Below are 20,484 nucleotides of genomic sequence, written 5' to 3' on the forward strand. Positions count from 1 at the left end.
CAGCTGCACAGTAAAGCGAATAGAACCTTCTTGAGAGTCTTAGGAGCGGCAGTTTGCCGCTCCTTTTTATTCTGCTTAAGTTTCTTCTTTTCTTCTTCTTTAAAAAACTTTTTCTTCAAAAAAACGCTTGCATTCGATTTTCAATTTCTGCTATATTAGTGACCTTCTCTTTTTCTCACCTTGTCTGAAGTGGACGTTCACCGTCAACCCAAAGCTTATCGGAGGTGTAAGATGATTTCTTTTAGGACCCTTTTGTATAACGGCAATACCCGGCTTTATTTGGCGCTGGCTTCCAAAGCCTACGCCCGCAATATCCAGTACAGAGGCTCGCATCTGCTGCATAATTTCGCGAGTGCGGTGTTCGGTTATCTGTACGCCTGCATCTGGATCGGGCTTGGCCGCGATCATTCGCTCGGTGAATACGGGATGATCGGCATGATGCAGTATATTACGTTTACTCAAGCTTCGCTGTGGGTCTCAAGTTTTACTACGAATGGTCTTGGCATTCCGCAGAGCGTACGCACAGGGCAGATCTCGCTCGACCTGATGCGACCGGTGCATCTGTTTGCGCATCTGGCCGCCAAAGAAGCCGGGCAGATCGCCTATCAGTTTCTGTACAAGTCGATTCCCGTCTATCTGATCATGCTGCTTGCGCTCGGCCTGATGCCAGCGGAAGGCGGACGTACGCTGCCGCTCGCGCTGCTCGCATTGACAGGTTCAGCGTATTTGTCGATCTGTATCGGCTATTTGATCGGGATCAGCGCGCTGTGGACAACCGAATCGTCCTGGCTCCATTGGGGCAATCAGGCGATAATGAATTTGCTGGCCGGGTTTTTCATCCCGCTGCAGTGGCTGCCGCTGTGGTTGCAGCAGATCGCATGGGCATCGCCTTACCCGTTTATGCTCTACGCTCCTACACAGCTGTATCTGGGAAAAGGAGATCCTGCGCTGCTGCTCGGTACGCTTGCCTGGTGCACGGTTCTAACTCTGGTATGTCTGCTGGCAACGCATGTCATGCGGCGTAAAGTGGAGGTGCAGGGAGGATGACTCAATCGACACAGATGCCAAATAGAACAAATCGGGCGATCCGTCGTTACATAAAGTTGTACCTCCTGCTGATTCGTACCAGTATCCGCAGCCGAATGCAGTACCGGTTCAACTTCGCGTTGGGTTCGATTCTCGCTGCGCTGATCCAGCTGTCCGAATTTCTTATGGTCGCGATTGTGCTGGCGAAGTTCGGAGCGGTGCAGGGGTGGAGTGTGTATGAGATCGGCTATCTGTTTGCAGTAATGACTTTTTCCAAAACGCTTTATCGAACATTCGGCGACGAGGTGCATCATCTGGAGAGCTATCTAGTTGAAGGCGAGCTGGATCAGCTGCTGACAAAGCCTCTGCCGGTGCTGCTGTCCCTAATGCCCCGCAGCTTCCGGCTTATGCTCGGTGAAGTGATTCAGGGCACGGCAATTATGATCTGGGCATTCGGCGGCATGCTGGGCAGCGGACAGATCACCTGGTGGGCGATTCCGCAGACAGTATTCGCAATCTTGACCGGAGCTGTTGTGCTGTTTGCGATTGGGCTGGCGACAGCGACATGCGGATTCTGGACGACGCGGATTTCCATGCTGCAAAATATGACCGAAGACGCGGCGCAGACGGCGGCGCGTTATCCGCTGACTTTGTATCCAAACTGGATGGGCGGACTGCTGCTGACCGCGATTCCGGTAGGACTGGTCAATTATTTGCCGGCGCTCTATATTTTGCGGGGCGAATTGGGCATATGGGTATTTCCGCTGTTGGCCGCCGCCGCATGCCTGGCTCTGCTGCTGGCGCTGCGGTTCTGGACGTTCGGAATGAGCAAATACCAGAGTACGGGAAGCTGAGAGGAGGCAGATCATGAATACCACTCATGTTGGTCAGCGTACGGAGCAGGCGGCAATCGAAGCGATAAACCTATGCAAAAGCTTTCGTACGCCGGTTGTCGCCGGAGGAAAGTTTGCGGGTGTCCGTTCCCTTTTCTCCAGGGAGTACAAGGTGAAAGAAGCGGTACAGGATATCGGATTTACGGTAAAAAGCGGAGAATTTGTCGGGTATATCGGTCCTAACGGGGCAGGGAAATCCACAACGATCAAGATGCTGACCGGCATTCTGCATCCGTCATCAGGCAGCGTCAGGTTGGCAGGTGTCGATCCGCACACCGATCGCAGGCGCTGCGCCTCGAAGATCGGTGTTGTATTCGGGCAGCGCAGTCAGCTGTGGTGGGATCTACCGGTCAAGGATTCGTACGATATTTTGGCGCATATGTACGGAGTGAGCGACAAGGACAAGAATCGGCGTCTCGATGAGTTTGCCGGACTGCTCGATCTGAATGAATTCTGGGATACGCCGGTAAGGAAGCTGTCGCTTGGACAGCGAATGCGGGCGGATATCGCGGCTGCGATGCTGCACGATCCGGAGCTGCTGTTTCTGGACGAACCGACAATTGGACTCGATGTGAATGCCAAGCGGAATATTCGCGGGTTTCTGAAAGTGCTGAATGAACAGTTTGGGAAAACGATTCTGCTCACTACGCACGATATGGACGATATTGAGCAGCTGTGCCGTCGCGTAATGGTAATTGGCGGCGGAAGGCTGACATTCGACGGTACGACAGAAGAGCTGCGGCGGAAGATCGGGCTGCCGACACAGATCAAAGTCACCTATCGAGACGGATACCGACTGCCGGAAGAAAGATTGCTGTCGATCCATGTCGTGGAACTCGGCGAACATACGCTGACGGTTGGAGTGAATCGGCAGAAGACCCGTACCATGGATATTCTGCGTGAACTCGGACACTGGGGAGAAATTGACGACGTGGAGATGCATGAGCCGGATTTCGAAGAAATTATCCGGCAAGTATATATGTAGGTAAATAGAAAAGGGCCCTGCTTCCTGTTGAAGCGAAGAGCCCTTCTTCTTATGGAATTCTAAGGATACATTCCGCTTAGCATGTATCGTTTTGTTCGAGCCGCTTGTTCAGGACAGCAGCGTATCCAGCGCTTTACTGTATTTCTCTACACGCTTATGGTCTTCCTCCGACGCTTCTTTGATTCGGGTCAGATCCATATTGTCCTGCAGGTCGAGAATTTTGACCCGGGAAGCGAGACGATGGCCTTTGATTCGGCGAATAAAATGTTCGTATTCCTCGTCTTCCCGGCGGGACAAATGATCGACCGCTGCAACGATTTCTTCGGAGAAACCTTCGCGCCGCAGATCGTCCAGCGTCAGCTCGGTATCCTCGATCGTATCATGCAGCGCAGCAACAATCTGTTCTTCTTCGGTCAGCGCACGGAGCATCAGACGAAAAGGGTGGAAAATAAACGGCTGACCGCCCTTATCAGTCTGGCCCTCGTGATAGCGCGCTGCCAGGGTGATCGCTTTGGTTAGCGTAGACATAGACAGACCTCCTTTGCTTCTTTTTAACCGCCGGAAGTCCATAACACACATCCTCTGCCGAAATGGATCTCATACCTAATAAAAAAAGCACCTCCTAAGAGGTGCGTAAGGCTGTCGATAAAGCTTGGTCCGCACAAGGCGAATCGGACTTTATCGACAATTGGAATTTCCGGTACCGATCCGAGGAATATACCGTATATTAAGCTTTCTTCTCGAGGATAGGCGAGGTTTTCCGCTTGGCGGGAAGTGTTTCTTTGGCATCCTGCTTCAGCGATTTCAGCAGGCTGGACGCCATCATAATGATGACGAACGAGAAAGGGAATGCTGCGATAATCATCGTGTTTTGCAGCGCCTGCAGTCCGCCGGAATACAGCAGGACAAGCGCGATGGAAGTCAGCAGTGCGCCCCAAACCATTTTCAACATATTGTTCGGATTCTGCGAACCGTTCGTCGTCATCATGCCGAGAACGAAAGTGCCGGAGTCCGCCGAAGTAATGAAGAACGTGCCGATCAGACAGATTGCAAAAATGGAAATGATATGTCCGAACGGGAAAGTGTCCAGCATGCCGAACAATGACTGTTCTGTAGCCAAAGCCGAGATGATCGTTTGTCCGCTCTGTTCGAGCGAGATAGCCGATCCGCCGAATACCGAGAACCACAGGAAGCCAAGCAGAGAAGGAGCCAACAGCACGTAAGCAACGAATTCACGGATAGTCCGTCCTTTCGAAACGCGGGCGATAAAGATGCCGACGAATGGGGACCAGGAGATCCACCATGCCCAGTAGAAGATTGTCCATCCGTTGATCCATGCCCGATTCTCTTCGTTGAGCGGAGAAATTCGGAAACTCATGTTCAGGAAGTTCTGCAGATAACGGCCAATCGTGTCGGTGAACAGGTTCAGCGTAAACAACGTCGGACCGAAGATGAACACGAGAGCGAGCAGTCCGGCCGCAAGCAGCATGTTCACATTGCTCAGAATTTTGATACCTTTGCCGAGTCCCGTCAGGGCAGAGATCATGAACAGCACGGTAACGGCCAAAATGATAATAAACTGAGTGGTCATGTTGGACGGAACGCCGAAGAGGTACGACAATCCTCCATTAATCTGTACGGCGCCGAAGCCGAGCGATGTTGCAACACCGATCACCGTGGAAATTACGGCGATGACGTCGATCGTTTTACCGATTCCGCCGCTTGCATGTCGTCCCAGAATCGGCTTCAGCGTCGCGCTGATCAGACCCGGCTCGCCGCGTCTAAACATGAAGTAGGCCAAGGTCATGGCAACCAGACCGTAGACGGCCCAGGCATGAATGCCCCAATGGAAAAACGTATACTGCATGGCTTCCCGGATGGCCGTATTTGTTCCTGTCTCGCCGGTCGGAGAGCTTATGGCGTAGTGGCTGATTGGCTCGGCCGTTCCATAGAAGACCAATCCGATGCCGACGCCGGCACTGAACAGCATAGCCAGCCAGGTCGGACGGGAAAATTCAGGTTTGTCTTCCGCTTTGCCCAGTTTGATTTTGCCCATCGGGCTAAACAGCAGATAGAGGCAGACGGCCACGAAGCAGGTTACGATGATGAGGTAGTACCAACCGAAGCTGTCGGTTAAGAACCCCTGTACATTTGCGGTGAATTGTTCAAATGCCTTTGGAATTAAGGCACCGATGACGACTAGCGCCAAGATAATAGACGCCGAAATATAAAATACACTTGTTGCTTTCTTCATAACTGGATTTACAACTCCCATCTTTGATTTGCTCGCAGAGGGTTTTCTCTTTTTCGATTTGCGAGTCGGTCAAGCAGACTTACGAAATGCATCATTTCCGTTTTTGCTTTTGATCTTCCTCGTCCTCATAGAAAATGCACGGTGACTTATTGTGTCGATTCATGGTGGAAAATGAGGGTCGGCCGGTATACGAGGTTCAAGTATACCCTAACTTTCAATGACGATGCAAAAATTCAATCGTGTAATCTTAAAATTGAAAGCGCGACCAATCCAAGCAGGCAAAGGGATACAAAAAAAATAAAAAAATTGGTCAGCGCACCGAAAAATTCGCTTTTTGCATGAATAAAGATGAGCTGCAGCCTTTCATTTATAGTGGGTTTTCTGAAGGCTGTGAAGACTGTTTTTGAAGCTTACCGAGTAGGGTTTAATGAGCGTGCATAGCCGCATTACGAGTAAGAAAATGGACATGAAAAAGCTGCCGAGAGTTTCTCGGCAGCCTGTTGGGTTTCTTTAAGAAAGCGATTCGATTGACTGCATGGGTGATGTGATCGATTGCAATCGGATTAGAAGTTGAAGTTGTCCGGATCCGGACCGGTACGCTCGTTCTTGTTCAGTGCTTCCAGGCTCGAAATTTCTTCCGGCGTCAGCACAAAATCGAAGATATCGGCGTTCTCTACAATACGGCTTTCCTTAACGGAACGGGTTAGGACGATAACGCCCTTGTCGAGTACCCAGCGGAGCAGAATCTGCGCCGGGGATTTGCCGTGTTTCTCGCTGAGACCTTTGACCACTTCGTTGTCGAACAGTCGGCCTTGGGCAAGCGGCGACCAGGCTTCAACCTGAATCCCTTTTTGCGCGCAGTAGTTCAACAGCTCGTTCTGGGTCAGCAGCGGGTGGAATTCCACCTGATTGACCGCCGGTACGACTTCTGCATCCGCGAGCAGATCATCGAGATGATGCGGTTGGAAGTTGCTGACGCCGATCGAACGAATGCGTCCGTCTTTGTACAATTTCTCCATCGCACGCCATGTGTCTTTATATTTTCCTTTGACCGGCCAATGGATCAGATAGAGGTCGAGCACGTCAAGACCCAGCTTCTCCATAGTGGCGTCGAATGCGGCCAACGTTTCTTCGTAACCTTGATCGCCGTTCCAGACTTTGGATGTGATGAACAGGTCTTCGCGGTTCACGCCCGATTCGCGGATCGCTTCGCCTACGCTTGTCTCGTTCTTGTAAGCGGCCGCAGTATCGATACCGATATATCCGGCTTTAATTGCTGCTTTTACGGAATCCTTCGCTTCCTCACCGTCTTTGACCTGCCAGACCCCCAGGCCAAACCAAGGCATTTCAACGCCGTTATTCAGTTTTACTTTTGCGGTTAAACTTGTCGTCATTCCAAACTCCTCCTTGTCGTCAACAAATTGAGCGTATGCCGCGCTGGGCGGCACCGCCCTACAGTTACTTATTATAACAAACTTGCTTCTTACAACAAAGCAGTCATTGAGTGTACGCTTCGGCTGAGACCGGGCGCTGTGCTCATCCATGTATAAGATACCCGCCAGACCCGGCGCTAATCCGATTTCGGAAAAAGAGCGCAAAAAACCGAACGTTTCCGCAGAAGCGGGATCGTTCGGCAGTAGTGAGGGGTACAGCGAAAGTATGGCAGGATTTAGGCTTGGATTTCTTCGACAGGCTTTGTATAAGGAACCCGAACCAGCACAATCAAACCGATCACAGCCATAGCGACGAGCGACAGCAGCGCCGCACGGCTGGCGAGTGTGCCATATCCGGCCAGCGCCCAGGTGACGGAGCCGTACACAAGCGGTCCGAGTACGGAGGACAGTTTGCCTGAGAAGGCGAACAAGCCGAAGAACTGGCCTCTTTTTTCCGGTGGGGACAGCTCGACGATCATCGTGCGCGACGTTACCCAGAGTGAGCCCATTGCGATTCCGTAGAGACAGGCAGCGACCCAGAAGACGGTGTCTGCAAAAGCGAAGGCCGCCAGAACCAATGCGACGATCAGCACGACGGATACAAGGCCGGAGGCCATTTTTGCGCCGATGCGGCGGGTGATCAAGCCGAACGCATAAGAGCCGATAATTGCCCAGATTGTCGCTACCAGATAGAGCAGAATGAACTGTCCGGCGCTGAACCCCATTACGGCCGTAGCGTAGATACTCATCATGGCAATTGCCGTGGCCACGGCATCATTAAAGAAGAAGTAAGCGATCATGAATGTAAATACGGCACGGTGCTTTTTCGCTTCTTTGAATGTCTCGTAGATGTCCCGGTATCCGCTGAAAAAGCTTTTCCGTTCGCCGACAGCGGCGGGAGCCGGTACGGCCGGCTTTTCTTTGTACAGCAGAATGATCGGCAGCGAGAAGATTAGGAACAGTACGGCGGTCAGAATAAAGGCAAGCGGATAATCGCTGCTGCCCACGATACCGTAGACGACAAGTCCCATCAGTGTGCCGATATAGCCGACCGCGATGCCGAAGCCTGACACAATCGGAACCTGCGGACCGGTGGCGATATCCGGAAGCATATTGTCGTAGAACAGTTGGCTGGAATTGTAGAAGAACTTGGCCGCGGTGAAGAAAATGAGTACCACGACGATAGACAGCGGCAGTCCGAACAGTGTGGAAGAGTTGTTTGTATAGGCAGTAAAGCCCATAAGGAAGGTGAAGACGATTGCGGCGAGCGCAAACGGAACGAGAAAAGCTTTTTTACGCCCGGTCCGGTCCATCCATACGCCCAGCAGCGGAGTGAAAATAACAAGCAGAAATCCCGCAGCGGCATTGGCATAGCTGATGAAGGTGCTGGCGATCTGATCCATACGGGCATCTCCGCCCAACACCTGCTGCAGATAAAGCGGGAAAAAGATGGTGACGATGTTGGAAGAAAAGATCGTGTTGGCGAAATCGAACAGCGCCCAGGAGAGTACAGGAAGCGACAACAACAGCCCCGTGCCAGCACGATTTTTGCGGGCGCGGCGGGGTGGTTTGGAAGCGGCAAGCTGAGACATGGCAATCCCCTTTTCATGAAATAGGTGGTCAGCGTGGAAGCCGAACCTTCGGTATGTTTCCTTAACCGAATCATATCATTAACGAACGCATAGTGAGGGGGAAAGCAGGCAAGATTTACGGCAGGCAAACAATTTTGATCTTGGGTTTACGCGAAGAGGATGGGAGGAGAAATGAACGGGAGCGGACTTTGAGTTTCTGGTATATAAAAAAGCCCGGCGCGGGATGCGCCAGGCTTTTTTGTCTATCAGATTTGCATTACGGCTGAACGTTCTCTCCGCCTTCGGGACGGATGGTAAAGTTGTGATCTCTTGAAGCTTCTTCGATTTCTTTATAAGCCCAGTGAGAAGCAGGGACGTCCGGCCAATTCGGAGTAGAAGTGCCGTACAGAGGACCGCGATCAAATAGGCGATTGACAATTTTGACCGCTTCGCTGCGTGTTAAACGACCATTCGGACGATAGCTTCCATCCGTATATCCGTTCAAGATGCCGGCAGTATGAGCTGCTGCAATCTCCTTGGCTGCCCAGTGACCGACCGTATCCTTAAAGCCTGCATTTGCATCAGCAGATGCCAGCTTTTTGTAACGGAAGGCGATAGCTGCCATTTCGCCGCGGCTGATCGGAGCATTCGGGCGGAACAAACCGCCTTCGTCACCGACCATCAATCCCAAGTTTCGTACAAAAGCAATCTCGCTCGATGCCCAGTGCGAAGACTTGACGTCCGGGTAACCGGACGGAAGCCGAGCTGCCGAGTAGCCGAGATTTCTGGCCAGAATTGCAGCCATTTCGGACCGCGTAATTGTACGGTTCGGTTTGAATGTGTTGTCTGTGAATCCTTTGATATAAGCTTTGTGGAACCGTACACTTCCGGATTCGCCGTTGTTCAAGTCACCGGCTTCGCTGCCGTCGGCAGGACCAAGCAGGCTGTCTAGGTCGGCTCCGTTCATGTTGAGGATTGTGAAAGTACTGAATTTGTTAACATCGAATTCGAGACCTTTCAGACCTGGCTTATAATCGACAACTTTGGCGCGAATAAGTTCTTTATCCCCGTCACTGTGTTCGATAAAGATTGCCAAATCGGACAAGAATGCTTCTCTTTCGGCAGGGTTGCTCGGCAGAGTAACGCCGGTAAGCGGCAGGACCAAGGTAACTGCACGGCTCTGCATATTTGTTTCGATGGTCATCGGCCGCGCGACGACTGTAATTTGATCGTTTTGAGCCACTTGACGAACAATCCTTTCCACTCTTGCCCGATTTTCCACTGCAAGGCGTTCCGATTCTTCTTTGATTGGAACGAGGTGGAAATAAAGATCGTCATCGAATCCGTCCATGGAGGCTTGCGGTACAATGATTTTTACGTTTTCTGTAAAGATCTCCATATTTACATCTGCAGTACCGAGCGCTTTAACTGCCGCTTTTGCTACGTTTAATCGCTGATCGGTTACTTCGTCCTTTTCGTCCGGTATAACGACACGAGCGACTTTACCACCGGATTCGGCGAGCTTTTTCAATGCTTCGGTACTATAGGCTTCGTTGAGCGTTATTACATCTCGAACGCTGCCGGCTTCTCTCGTCCGCTCGATCGGAATCTGAGTCAGCAGCGGTCCTTGATTCAACTCGCCGGTTTCTACCCGAATGGTTACATTCTCTTTAACCGGAGCTGGGCTAGGTGCGGGAGTCGGAACCGGGCTAGGTACCGGAGCAGGAAGCGGTTCAGGACTCGGAACCGGAACTGGGTTAGGTGCCGGTATCGGATCAGGTGTTGAAGCCGGAGCTTCCGCACGATTGACGACAAGCGTATAGATTTTTATTGTTCCGTTTTCCGCTAGTACAATAATATTGAATTGGCTGATGCCTCTAGGCAGGCGCTCAAGCGATGCACCATCTTGGCCTACAATCTGGTAAGTCGATGTTGCAGGATCGGAAAGTTCAATCTTCAGATCGAGCGCTTCAACTTCATGATCGACATCGAGTGTATAGTGTGTGTACTCCGGCGTAAATACAGGCTGCAGGCTGCCTGAGCTTGGTACAAGTCGGATCAAGTTGGCATCTTTGGCCGAATAATGACGAATGATATTAAGCGTGTAAAGCTGTACCGTTTTTCCGTCTTGTGCCTGTACGCGGATGACGAAGAGATTATCGCCTTCCGTCAAAGTAACTTCTTCGGCACCGTCGACGGAGAAGCTATTTATCGTCGTACTTGCAAGCATATCATTTACGGAAGCTTTGATGGATGCGCTGCTTACGCTGTAAGGAACTTCCGCCGTATAACGATGTTCTTTGGCAGGGAAGTCCGGTGTAAGCGGCTCGACTCCTCTTACGGATGTCACAGAAAGGTCGGCAAGAGTCGCATCTTTCGGAAGAACTTCACGATGAACGATTGTTGTGTATTTCTTGGTGGTTACACCGTCCGGCGCTGTGACAGTGATAATAAACAGATTGTCGCCTTCTGTCAGTTCGGCGTCTTTGCCAGACAACGGCTGTCCGTTTTGAGTAACAGTATACGTCGCTCCTACGGCATTGACTGTCGGATCAATAGTCAGATTATGGGTACCGCTGGCTACGTTAACGACAAATTCTTCCGTTCCCGGAGAAAAGACGGGAGGGACGCCCAAAATATCTGGGCCAAGAACAAGATCTTTAAGCGTTGCATCGGTGTTAGAATTCTTGATTAAGTTGATTGTATAACGCTGCATGCTTCCATCCTGAGCGATCACATCAACTTCGATGATATTCAATCCGATTTTCGGAGTCAGAACATAAGGGTCGTCTGACGGGCTGCCGTTCAGATAGACGCTGATTCCTGCATTTTCATCCTCTGCAGCTGCGCTCAGCGTAACGGTATTGACCGTGTTTTCAACCGAAGCTTTGTAGCCGAATACGTCAGGAGCAAAATCCGGAACCGGGATAACGGGCTGACCTTGGTCATCGCTCATCGACAGAATGCCCAGGTTGGCGTTGCCGGAGGCTGCTCGAATAACAGTAACCGTATAAGTCTTACTTGTCTGTCCATCTTGAGCTTTCGTAACAAATACAATCCGATTTTCTCCGACTGCAAGATCGATCGGAGCCCCTTTGGCTGCCGCACCATTGATCGTGTAAGTGGTGTTCGGATCGACTGTCACTGCGGAAGCGGACAGGGATGTTACGTTGTTGGCCATATACTCGACGTAAGTCGAGGTTGACGGATCGAAGCCGCCGCTCAGCGGCTTGCCGTTCAAGAAAATATTGGCCAGGTCAGCGTTGGAAGAAGCTTTGCGTATAAGGGTTACCGTATACGTTTTGGAAGTTCTTCCATCTTGAGCTTTCACGGTAATGTCGACCGTATTAATCCCTGTTTGAAGCTGCACGGCGTAATGACCGCCGCTTTCTACCGACAGGCCGTTCAGAGACACTTGGGCGCTGCTGTCATCGGTTACCGGAGAAAGGTCGACCTGAGTCGTTTCATGTTCTACGGTTACCGCATATTGAACCAGGTTGCGGTCGAATCCAGGGGCTAAGACCCCTTCGGATACATCCAACGCACGAAGGTCTGCATTGGAGGATGCTTCCCTTACAATAGTGACGATTGTCGTTTTTTCATACGATCTGCTCTCGGAAGTAACCTTCACCACAACCGTGTTCAGACCTACACGCAGCGACTTGTCATAGGCGGAACCGCTTTTATGCGGAGTTCCGTCTACTGTAAGACTCGCCGACTTGTCGGAGAGAGTCGGCGTTACGCCGATATGCGTCACGTTATTCGGTACATGGACGCTGTAAGCCGTGTTTGTATTTGTAAATGCCGGAGCCAACGTTCCGGGAGCGACTTCCAAACCTGCAAGATCCGCTACATCGGAAGGTGCTTTAACAATGGACAGTTTGTACGTTCTTGAAGTAATGCCGTCCTGGGCGATCACTTCAATGTTAAAATAGTTGCTGCCGCTGACAAGATTCTTCGCCGTAAATGGCGTTCCGCTTGCGTGTCCGATACCGTTAATCCGGAGAGAGGCTCCTTCAACCGCAGTCGGTGTAAAGACTGCTTCTGCCGAACGGTACGGTACGCTCAGGGTGTAATCGCCTTTATTGCTGTCAAATGCTGGCGACATTCCGCCCGGTTGAGTGGACAAACTGATCAGTCTCGCATCCGCGGAAAGCTTGCGAATAACGGTGACCGTGTAGTTTTTCACGGTTCTGCCGTCTTCGGCCGTGACCTGAACCTGAATACTGTTCCGGCCCGGTTTGAGTTCGACGGTTCCAGAAGCTTTGGCCTCACTCGATGAACCGATCGGACTGCCGTTGAGCTGTACGCTGGAGAACGGAGCGGCTTTCTCAACGTCTACTCTGAGCCGTTCGACCCCGGACGCAACCTCTGCCGTATAATTAGGCGTATTGTTGGCGTAAGCGGGATTTAGTGCTACCGGCCGTGTTTCGTCAAATAGGCTCAGTCCGTTTACAGCTGCCAGATCGGCATCGTTTCCAGGATAACGGATAATATCGAGTCCATATTCTTTGAACCCGGATCCGCCTTTATCGGCAACCCGAATCTTAACCAATTTGTACGTCCCGACTGCCAAGCCGCTCACCGTGAACTTCGGATAAGTTCCCGATACGGTCACTCCGCTGCCTTTTTCGGCATATGCAGTGACTGTGGATGTGCTCAAATCAGCTGCGGTCACGTTAATGTCGATATCGTTGTTCGGAAGACCCTTCGTTTTATTGGGAACGTGCACTTTGTTGTAAGTGATCGCTCGGCTGAAGGAAGGCTCCATGACACCAACGGAAGGCTTGATTGAAATCAGTTCGTACTGCCCCGCAATTACGCTGAACTGAAAACTGCTGTAACTGACGCTGTTCACAAGCCCTAGGCCGTCATCCAGCTTGACGGTAATTTGTGCTGTGCCGGCCTGATCAAAGGCAGGAGTCAATAGAAGCTGTCTTTCAACTCCCTCTCCGCTGATTGCGATGTTTTCGTCGGGAATCAGTTGTTGATTTGAGGAAGTCACCGTAACGTTAACGGGATCTCCGTCAACTTCATTAATCTTGAATCCTTTAGTTACAGGATTGTTGACTGTCGTCTTCACCCCGTAATTGAAGCCTTCGCTCGACTGCCATTTGCCGGCGATGATGCTGCCGTTTTTTCCTGCAAGCGAATAATCTCTGGCAATGTCTCCATCATCCGGGTTGTCGAAACGGTACAGAGCAGCAAGCCCTTTTTCGCTGCCGCTGAGACGAATGCCCATTTCATTGGCAATTTCGCTCTGGGTCTTGGCTTTGCTCCAGAAACGGACATCTTTTATGCCGCCTGTATAGTTAGCGTCCTGAGTCCAGGCGCTCTCGCCGATATAGTTGATCGGTCTTGGTCCGCCGCCGTTTTGGCCGCTGGCATAGATCATCTGGCTAAGATCGGCCGAACCGGAAGCTTTCAGAATTCCGTTCCAGTAGATATAAGCCATTTTCTGAGCGTGGTTATATACCATGGAAACATGAACCCATTTGTTTGTTGGAAGTACTTCCGTGGTAGACACCTTGTACTCTTTCGTCCGGACACCTTTTTGAGGAAGGACCGTCAAGCTTGTTTGCCCGGTGTTGCCTTCGAAGCCGAAAAATACGTTGAAGTTGTCGGGACCGTATGCAGTTTCGAAAAAGCGTCCCCAAGTCGGTCGGCTTGTTGCATATACCCAGCTTTCAAAGGTGAACGAGTTTGTATACAGCCCTAGATCGGGAAGAGCAGCATAGCTTTTTCCGTCCAGGTCGTAATAAAAGGACCCGCCGAGCTCTGTTACATATGGATGATCATTGACGGGTGTTACTGTGATTTGCACAGTCTTCACTTCGCTGCCGAAATGGTCTGGTACTGCGGAATAATTGGCATTTTGATCAATCCAGTTCTGGTTCATTCCGTCCGGGTCTGCAAGCCAGTCCCGGTATTGAATCTGCGCCGTTCCGTTCCAATTCGCTTTGGGAACGAATCGAATAGGAACGTTGCCGCCGAGTACGAAAATCGTGTTCGGATTTTCCAGAGCGTACCAGACCATACCGTTGAAGTACTGCCACTGGCCGTTGGTATTGTCCATTTCGGTAACGCCGATTCCTTGAGAATAAATAGTCGAAGTCGGTTGTCCCGGAGAATCGAATTGATCTTCCGTAATCGGATCCATATATACATTTGCTGTTACGCTTTGGATTGAGGTGTCAGAAGTTTCTTCTTGTGAAATGTTTTCTTGTGAAGCTTCGATCGCTGCAGGAGCAGCTTCTGTGGATTCTTCTGCATAAACGCTGTTTAAGGGGAAATTCGAAGTGCCCAGCAGCAGGGAGAAGACCAAAAAGCAAATCAGTATTCTGGATATTTTGTTTTTATGCACGCTTTCATCTCCATTTTCTACGATGTCAAATGCTTGTTGCCCGGATACCGATGTGAGCGCCTTTACCGGATTCGAATATCCCTATATCGCTCTCTTATACAAACCTCCCTTTTAGGTAACTGCACGAAAAATATGATCCACGTCGTAATTATCGGTAGAGAAGAGATTTTAATTTACGCTTTTTTTGCAAATAATACCTCTTTTTTTCTTTTGAGATTCTCTGGGTTTTCTTTTGATAATTTTCAAACGGATTCGACAAATTCCTTCAAGAATAATAGGATACATAAAGAGTATAAATATAAGGAGAGGGTACAAATGGGATACATAAGCGGATACGGATCTTCGTTTTCGTCAGGTAGACGCGGCGGCTTCGGAATTCGCAAAATAGGAACGCTTCTGCTGCTAATCGGCAATTTGGCTTCGCTGCTGCTTGGCATTGCTTATTTATTGATCGACACACCTGCAGGATGGTGGAACTTATACGGGCTGCTGATGCTGCTGACACTGCTGGGGAATTTGCATTTGGCAATGGGGCGGGGCGTACATAGAGTTTGGGAGTATGTCTATCTCGCGCTGCATGCGCTTGGATTGACGGCGGTGCCGCTGCTGAATACGGTCGCTTCGGCTGCCGTTCGTGATTACGATTCCCGGAGCATCTGGTCGGCGGTTATTCTGTTGGCACTTTTTGCTGTAGGGACGGCTGTTGCCTTCTTAAGACTGCGCAGCGGTACGGAAGAGCGCGGAGACAGCAGGGGCGGATATTCGTCTTATTCTGCATACGGAAGAAATTCTGCCGAAAAAGGCTGGGTCAAAAAAGGTTTCAGAGGACTGCTTACAGTCTGGTTCCTGCTGAACTTGGCGCTAGGTGTGTATATGGCGGCTATTCTGATGGGTACGGTCGATCCGGGGCTGCTCGAAGTGGTTGTTCCGGAATATGCGCTGTTCTTCGGTCTGATGTTTCTTGGCGCGGCTGCCCTGCTGGTCAAAATGTACGGACAATCGGAGCGTTTCTTTGCAGGCGTATTCCGGGTCGGAGTACGGTGCATCAGTCTGTTTGTTTTTATCATATGTGTGCTGCCGCTCGCTTCGGCACCGAAAATTATTAGTGAAGCGAAGGAATCGTATACGGAGGCATTCGGCAGCAATCCGTTAGATATGCAGAACGAGCACTTTATGAAGACCGCTTTCCTGCTGCCGGATTATTTCTATGGAGCTAAAACCTCAGATTATCGCATCGAAACGGATATCGTCTATTATGAAGGTCAGGAAGGCGTTGACGCAGGCGTGAAACTGGCCTTCGATGCCTACATGCCTCCCGAAGGAGCAGAAGGTCTGCCGGGACAGGATTCGGTGCTGATCCGTATCCACGGCGGAGGCTGGACAATTGGAGATAAAGGGGCGGGCAACTACGCCCAGATGAATAAGTATTTTGCTTCGCAAGGTTATGTCGTCTTCGACGTGCAGTACGGCCTCAGCAATCAGAAAAAATTTGTGGAGTCGGCGCCAGTGCCGGAGCAAGTGGTAGGCGATTTCAATATCGACGATATGATTCGTCATATCGGTCTGTTTACGACCTATATGGCGGATCATGCGGAGCAGTTCGGGGCAAATACGGAATCGGTATTTATTTCCGGCGGTTCGGCAGGCGGACAGCTGGCGGCCGCAGCGGGGCTTGCGCCATTCGCTGAAGGTTTCGAGAACGTGATCGATTCCCGCTTAACGGTCAAGGGAATCATTCCTTACTACCCAGCCAACGGACTGGCGTCGGATATCGGTATTGCAGGCAGCACCGATGAGCTGTCCAATCCTGCGCTGCTTGTGAACGCGGGCAGCCCTCCGGCGCTTATCTATCAGGGCGAACAGGACGGGATTGTCGATCCGGAGATCGCACAAACTTTCATTCGCGCGTATCGGGAAGCGGAGAATGAACAAGCCGCTCTTGTCGAAATGCCGTTCGGTACTCACGGCAGCGACATCTATTTCCCGAGTTATTACAATGAGCCATTCACCTATATGATGGAGCGGTTTATGAATCAGTACAAATAAAAAGAGCCGGGCGATAAGCCCGGCTCTCAGGTTGTTGATAAATTCCTATTCGTTATAGAAGCTCATTAACTGCAGGAGAAATTCGTTCCGGTCGCGTGTTGAAATCGAGAAAAAGGATTAAATTTCAGTGTAATTTCTCGATTTCAAAGGCGAACGCTGGCGCTCCTACACTGAATTTCTCCCTCCGTACATTGGCTTCACCTTGAATCAGACTTTCTCGACACATTGAGCCGGGCGATAAGCCCGGCTCTTTTTATTTTGCGAATCACGACTTCACAGTCTGCCGTCGGTATGGAACCGCCGAAGTTCTGTTCAACGGGGTTCCGGCTGTGCGCTCGGCTGGCCGGCTTTTTTCTTGCTTGGACGGATCGCCGGAGGTTTCTGACGTACCAAATGGCAGGTGGCCCGATTCCCTCTCCAATGGGTAGGCAATATTCGTCGGTATAACGAGTCCCAGCGTCTGCAGCTCGCCAAGAATGCAGGCGACATGATAGCGGTAAATAATGGCTTGGGATTCGGACGACAGCGTACTCTCGGCTTTCTGGTTGGATGTCTGCAGTAAGCTGTTCCCCAGACTTGCGACGCCTTCGGGGTCGGGATCGGTCAGCAGACGAATCATTCGCATATGCGAATACGTATTGCGGTAGACGTCCAGTTCCTGTTCGATACGTTCGATCAGATCGTGCTGTTTGTTCTGACCAATATCGAATTCCTCCTTGTACGTATCGCAAGCTTTCTGCAGAGCGGCCAGGTCTTTTTTAAGCGGACTGATATGAACAGCGCCGCCCTGCCGGAGCAGATCATGAGCCAATCGGTTCAGATGCCGCCGCACCTTCAGTCTGGCTTTTTCCAGATTTCGGTCATGTTTGGGTGGAGCGACGAAGTAGTTGACGAGCACCGCTACTCCGATTCCGAGGAGCGTATCCAGCACACGATGCACCGCATAGGCGAAGGGCGCTTCGTGAGGCTGCAAGTTCAACATGATGGCAAGGAAAACGATCCCGGCGATCGAAACGGATTTGTTCCATTTCAGCATGTTGCAGACGGCGATTACACCTATGATACCCAGCGCCGACAAGTAGGCATTATGAGGTCCGATAAACGCAAACAGACCGCCAAAAGCGGCACCAACCAAGGTACCCATTGTGCGGTTCTTGCCTGCGGCGTAAGAGCTGGTGATCGAACTCTCCATCGCGATAATGGTAGCGATCGCTGCATAGAACGGATATTCCAGATTTAGAAGCTTGGAGATCAGCAGACAGATCAGGACAGCGAGCGCCGTTTTGACCGTCCGCATCCCGATTGAGAATCTCATATTGGTTTCAAATCCTTCCTGATCGGATTTCAAATGTAAATAAACGATTTTCAAAATATTTACCTATGTGAAATATTATACGTACTTTTGGCTCATAGGGCAATTGTCGAAACTGTGGCAAGTTGCGAAAAGAAATGACTCCGGTTAAGGTGGAAGAAGTGAAGCGACAAGGGAGGCGGAAAGAGTATGATTGAAGCGTTTATTTTCGATATGGATGGAGTCATTATCGACAGCGAACCGATGCATTTCGATGTGGATCGCCGGGTCATGGAGTACTACGGTTATCCGATTACGCAGGAAAAGTTGGAAGAGTATGTCGGCATGACCAACCCTGAATTGTGGGCCGCGATTCGGGCTGAATTCGGCATGACCCAGACAGTGGAAGAGATTGTCGAGTACCAGATGGGTCATAAGATTGAAGTGCTGCGAGCAGCGGAAATGGAACCGATCGACGGCATCTCCGATCTAATCGCCGAACTGGAAAAAGGCGGTATTCCGTGTGCTGTCGCTTCTTCGTCGCCACCAGTGTTTATCGAAGCCGTATTGGAGAAGTTCGGCCTGAGAGATGCGTTTAAGGCGGTAGCCAGCGGAGAGGAAGTACCGAGAGGCAAGCCGGCTCCAGACGTTTTTTTGCGTGCAGCTGAACTGCTCGGCGTTGATCCGGTGCGCTGCATTGTACTGGAAGATTCCAAACATGGCATCGACGCGGCGAAGGCGGCGGGTATGCGCTGTATCGGGTTCATCAATCCTAATTCCGGCAATCAGGATTTAACACGTGCGGATCTGATTGTCGAAAATATCCGGGAGATCCGGCTGGACGATTTGGTAAAGGTGGAGGAAAAGGAAGACCGCGGCTAACCGCAGAGTGTTTTACCGGTTTAAAAGTGAAAAACAAAAAGCTGCGTTAGCGCACAATGCGCCTTCGCAGCTTTTTTTATTATAACGAAATTGAGGGATTAAGCCGTTTTGACCACCGATTTCCCTTCAGACTCATCTTCATGGGAGCGCTCAGTCAGCCCACGCAGCGCTTCGATCATGACGTCGAGCTGAGTCACACTGTCGGAAATGCGACGGATCGAATCGCGTTGACGGTATACGCCGCTGGTCGCAAGTTCCACCGAAGCCGATGTCTGCTGACTAATGGCAGAGAAGTCAGCGATCTGGCCGGCAACATCTCCGTTGAATTCTTTCAGGTTGGCGATGTTTTGCTGCATTTCGCTCGACTTGCCGAGTACGTTCGCAGCGTCCTGTGTAATGCGTTCGAACAATTCACCAGTCTCGTACGTGCGGCGTTCCAGTCCTTCGATCGTCGATTCACTCTTACGGACGTAATCTGATACGATACCCGTCTGGCTGCGAATCTGCTGAAGCAGGCCTGCGATGTCTTCGGCAGAAGATTGGACGTTGCCGGACAAGCTGCGAATTTCGCCGGCGACGACTGCAAAGCCCCGGCCCTGCTCGCCGGCACGGGCGGCTTCAATGCTGGCGTTAAGCGACAGCAGGTTCGTCTGATTGGCAATTTCCGTAATGGCAGTCAGAATAGCTTGAGCTTCCTCGGCATACCGGTTCAGCAGGCCAACCTGTGAGACCGTTTCGGTCATGCTGCCGCGTACAAGGGACATATCTTCGCGAAGTTCTTCCGCTTTGCGGCCGCCTTCCTCGGTAAGCTGGGTCGTACTGCGGGACAAGTTGTTCATTTCGCTTGTTTCCCAGCTGATCCGCTCAATGTTATCACCGGATTGAATCATGGCTTCGTTAATTTCTTGAATGCTCTCCGCCTGCACTTCTATGCCCTTGGAGATTTCTGCGAAACTTCCGGCCGCTTCCTCGGCGATCCGAGTCGTTTCGTTTGCGCCCGAAGCGACCGACTCGCCGAAAGATTTGAGTTCTGCCGTAGAGCGTTCAACTTCGTCCAGCAGTTCTTCAATCATGTCTTTCTGTCGTTCAGATTCTTCAATCATGCTCCGACCAACCATACATACGGCGTAGCTGGTGGCGCCGATCATAACTGTGACAACGTAGATTACAGCATATTCGATAATTGGATGAGGCGGTACGAACGGATTGAACAGAAATTGAACAGTAAACGAGACGAGAGCCGTAATCGTTCCAACGATTACAACTTTTTTAGACAGATAGATGTTCATCAGCGACATGTAGATGAAGAAAGCGATCACAGCAAGGCTGCTTGGGATGAACAGGAACAAAACATTGCCGACGATAAAGCAGCCGATTACAAGTACGTATTTGCCAATATTTTTATCTGCGACATACCGGTAGAGTAGATAGTAACCGCCAATCAGCAAAGCATTGGCACCAAACAAGGACAGCATATCGTTAAGGGAAACAAGTTTTGTCAACCAAAATATGGCAAACAGCGGATACAGGGAGGTAAGGAGTGATAAGATGGTGTAAAAAATTAAAGTGGAAGAACGTCTTTCAAATTTAGTCGGCATAGCCGCAAATCCCTTCTTTCTTGGTAGTTGTAGTCCACGATCAGCAGTGAAGGTGCCGAAATAAGGCTAACATTCTTATCGGCAGAAGAAGCGTTTTGTTTCACGCATTCGACAAAATTCGCAAAAAAAACTCTATCGTTT

12 protein-coding genes are annotated in these 20,484 nt (G+C 50.7%); 5 read left to right on the top strand and 7 right to left on the bottom strand.

The genetic code is table 11. The features are described from left to right. The first annotated feature begins 231 nt into the window (after window positions 1–231). Genes F456_RS0111485 through F456_RS0111495 form a run of 3 tightly spaced genes read left to right on the top strand, consistent with a single transcriptional unit; the run spans window position 232 to window position 2,904 of the window. Entirely contained in the window at window positions 232–1,047 is an 816-nt protein-coding gene (locus tag F456_RS0111485; RefSeq protein ID WP_018977178.1) for an ABC transporter permease, read from the top strand. Then, complete coding sequence (locus F456_RS0111490) at window positions 1,044–1,880, top strand: ABC transporter permease (protein WP_018977179.1); 837 nt, start codon at window positions 1,044–1,046, stop codon at window positions 1,878–1,880. The genes F456_RS0111485 and F456_RS0111490 overlap by 4 nt, the downstream gene beginning before the upstream one ends. A 13-nt stretch (window positions 1,881–1,893) precedes the next feature. Further along, window positions 1,894–2,904 carry an ABC transporter ATP-binding protein gene (locus F456_RS0111495; protein WP_018977180.1) on the top strand — a complete coding sequence of 337 codons (1,011 nt, stop codon included), beginning with the start codon at window positions 1,894–1,896 and terminating at the stop codon, window positions 2,902–2,904. A 108-nt stretch (window positions 2,905–3,012) separates the two neighbouring features. Here the strand turns inward: F456_RS0111495 and F456_RS0111500 are convergent, their stop codons facing one another. From F456_RS0111500 to F456_RS0111520, 5 genes are all read right to left on the bottom strand, one after another. Next, window positions 3,013–3,432, bottom strand: coding sequence for a bifunctional (p)ppGpp synthetase/guanosine-3',5'-bis(diphosphate) 3'-pyrophosphohydrolase (locus F456_RS0111500; RefSeq protein ID WP_018977181.1), 420 nt, complete (start codon window positions 3,430–3,432; stop codon window positions 3,013–3,015). 199 nt (window positions 3,433–3,631) lie between these two features. After that, entirely contained in the window at window positions 3,632–5,158 is a 1,527-nt protein-coding gene (locus tag F456_RS0111505) for a glycine betaine uptake BCCT transporter (RefSeq protein ID WP_018977182.1), read from the bottom strand. A 563-nt stretch (window positions 5,159–5,721) separates the two neighbouring features. Next, entirely contained in the window at window positions 5,722–6,552 is an 831-nt protein-coding gene (locus F456_RS0111510; protein ID WP_018977183.1) for an aldo/keto reductase, read from the bottom strand. A gap of 275 nt (window positions 6,553–6,827) precedes the next feature. Then, window positions 6,828–8,183, bottom strand: a complete 1,356-nt coding sequence (locus F456_RS0111515; protein ID WP_018977184.1) for an MFS transporter — start codon at window positions 8,181–8,183, stop codon at window positions 6,828–6,830. Window positions 8,184–8,439: 256 nt separating this feature from the next. Beyond that, window positions 8,440–14,526, bottom strand: a complete 6,087-nt coding sequence (locus F456_RS0111520; RefSeq protein WP_018977185.1) for a cadherin-like beta sandwich domain-containing protein — start codon at window positions 14,524–14,526, stop codon at window positions 8,440–8,442. A 315-nt stretch (window positions 14,527–14,841) separates the two neighbouring features. On the opposite strand from F456_RS0111520, the gene F456_RS0111525 reads away from it, so the two are divergent. Continuing rightward, window positions 14,842–16,572, top strand: coding sequence for an alpha/beta hydrolase (locus F456_RS0111525; protein WP_018977186.1), 1,731 nt, complete (start codon window positions 14,842–14,844; stop codon window positions 16,570–16,572). A gap of 265 nt (window positions 16,573–16,837) precedes the next feature. Here F456_RS0111525 and F456_RS22435 read toward each other — a convergent pair whose 3' ends face one another. After that, window positions 16,838–17,887: an FUSC family protein gene (locus F456_RS22435; RefSeq protein WP_018977187.1), complete on the bottom strand. Its 1,050-nt coding sequence runs from the start codon at window positions 17,885–17,887 to the stop codon at window positions 16,838–16,840. A 186-nt stretch (window positions 17,888–18,073) separates the two neighbouring features. Between F456_RS22435 and F456_RS0111535 the strand changes: the two genes are divergently transcribed. Beyond that, window positions 18,074–18,745 (top strand): HAD family hydrolase, encoded by a 672-nt coding sequence (locus F456_RS0111535; protein ID WP_018977188.1) that lies wholly within the window; start codon window positions 18,074–18,076, stop codon window positions 18,743–18,745. A gap of 98 nt (window positions 18,746–18,843) precedes the next feature. Here the strand turns inward: F456_RS0111535 and F456_RS0111540 are convergent, their stop codons facing one another. Next, window positions 18,844–20,343 carry a methyl-accepting chemotaxis protein gene (locus tag F456_RS0111540; protein WP_018977189.1) on the bottom strand — a complete coding sequence of 500 codons (1,500 nt, stop codon included), beginning with the start codon at window positions 20,341–20,343 and terminating at the stop codon, window positions 18,844–18,846. Window positions 20,344–20,484: the final 141 nt, after the last annotated feature.

Origin of the sequence: Saccharibacillus kuerlensis DSM 22868 (assembly GCF_000378145.1) — a bacterium.
Taxonomy (GTDB): domain Bacteria; phylum Bacillota; class Bacilli; order Paenibacillales; family Paenibacillaceae; genus Saccharibacillus; species Saccharibacillus kuerlensis.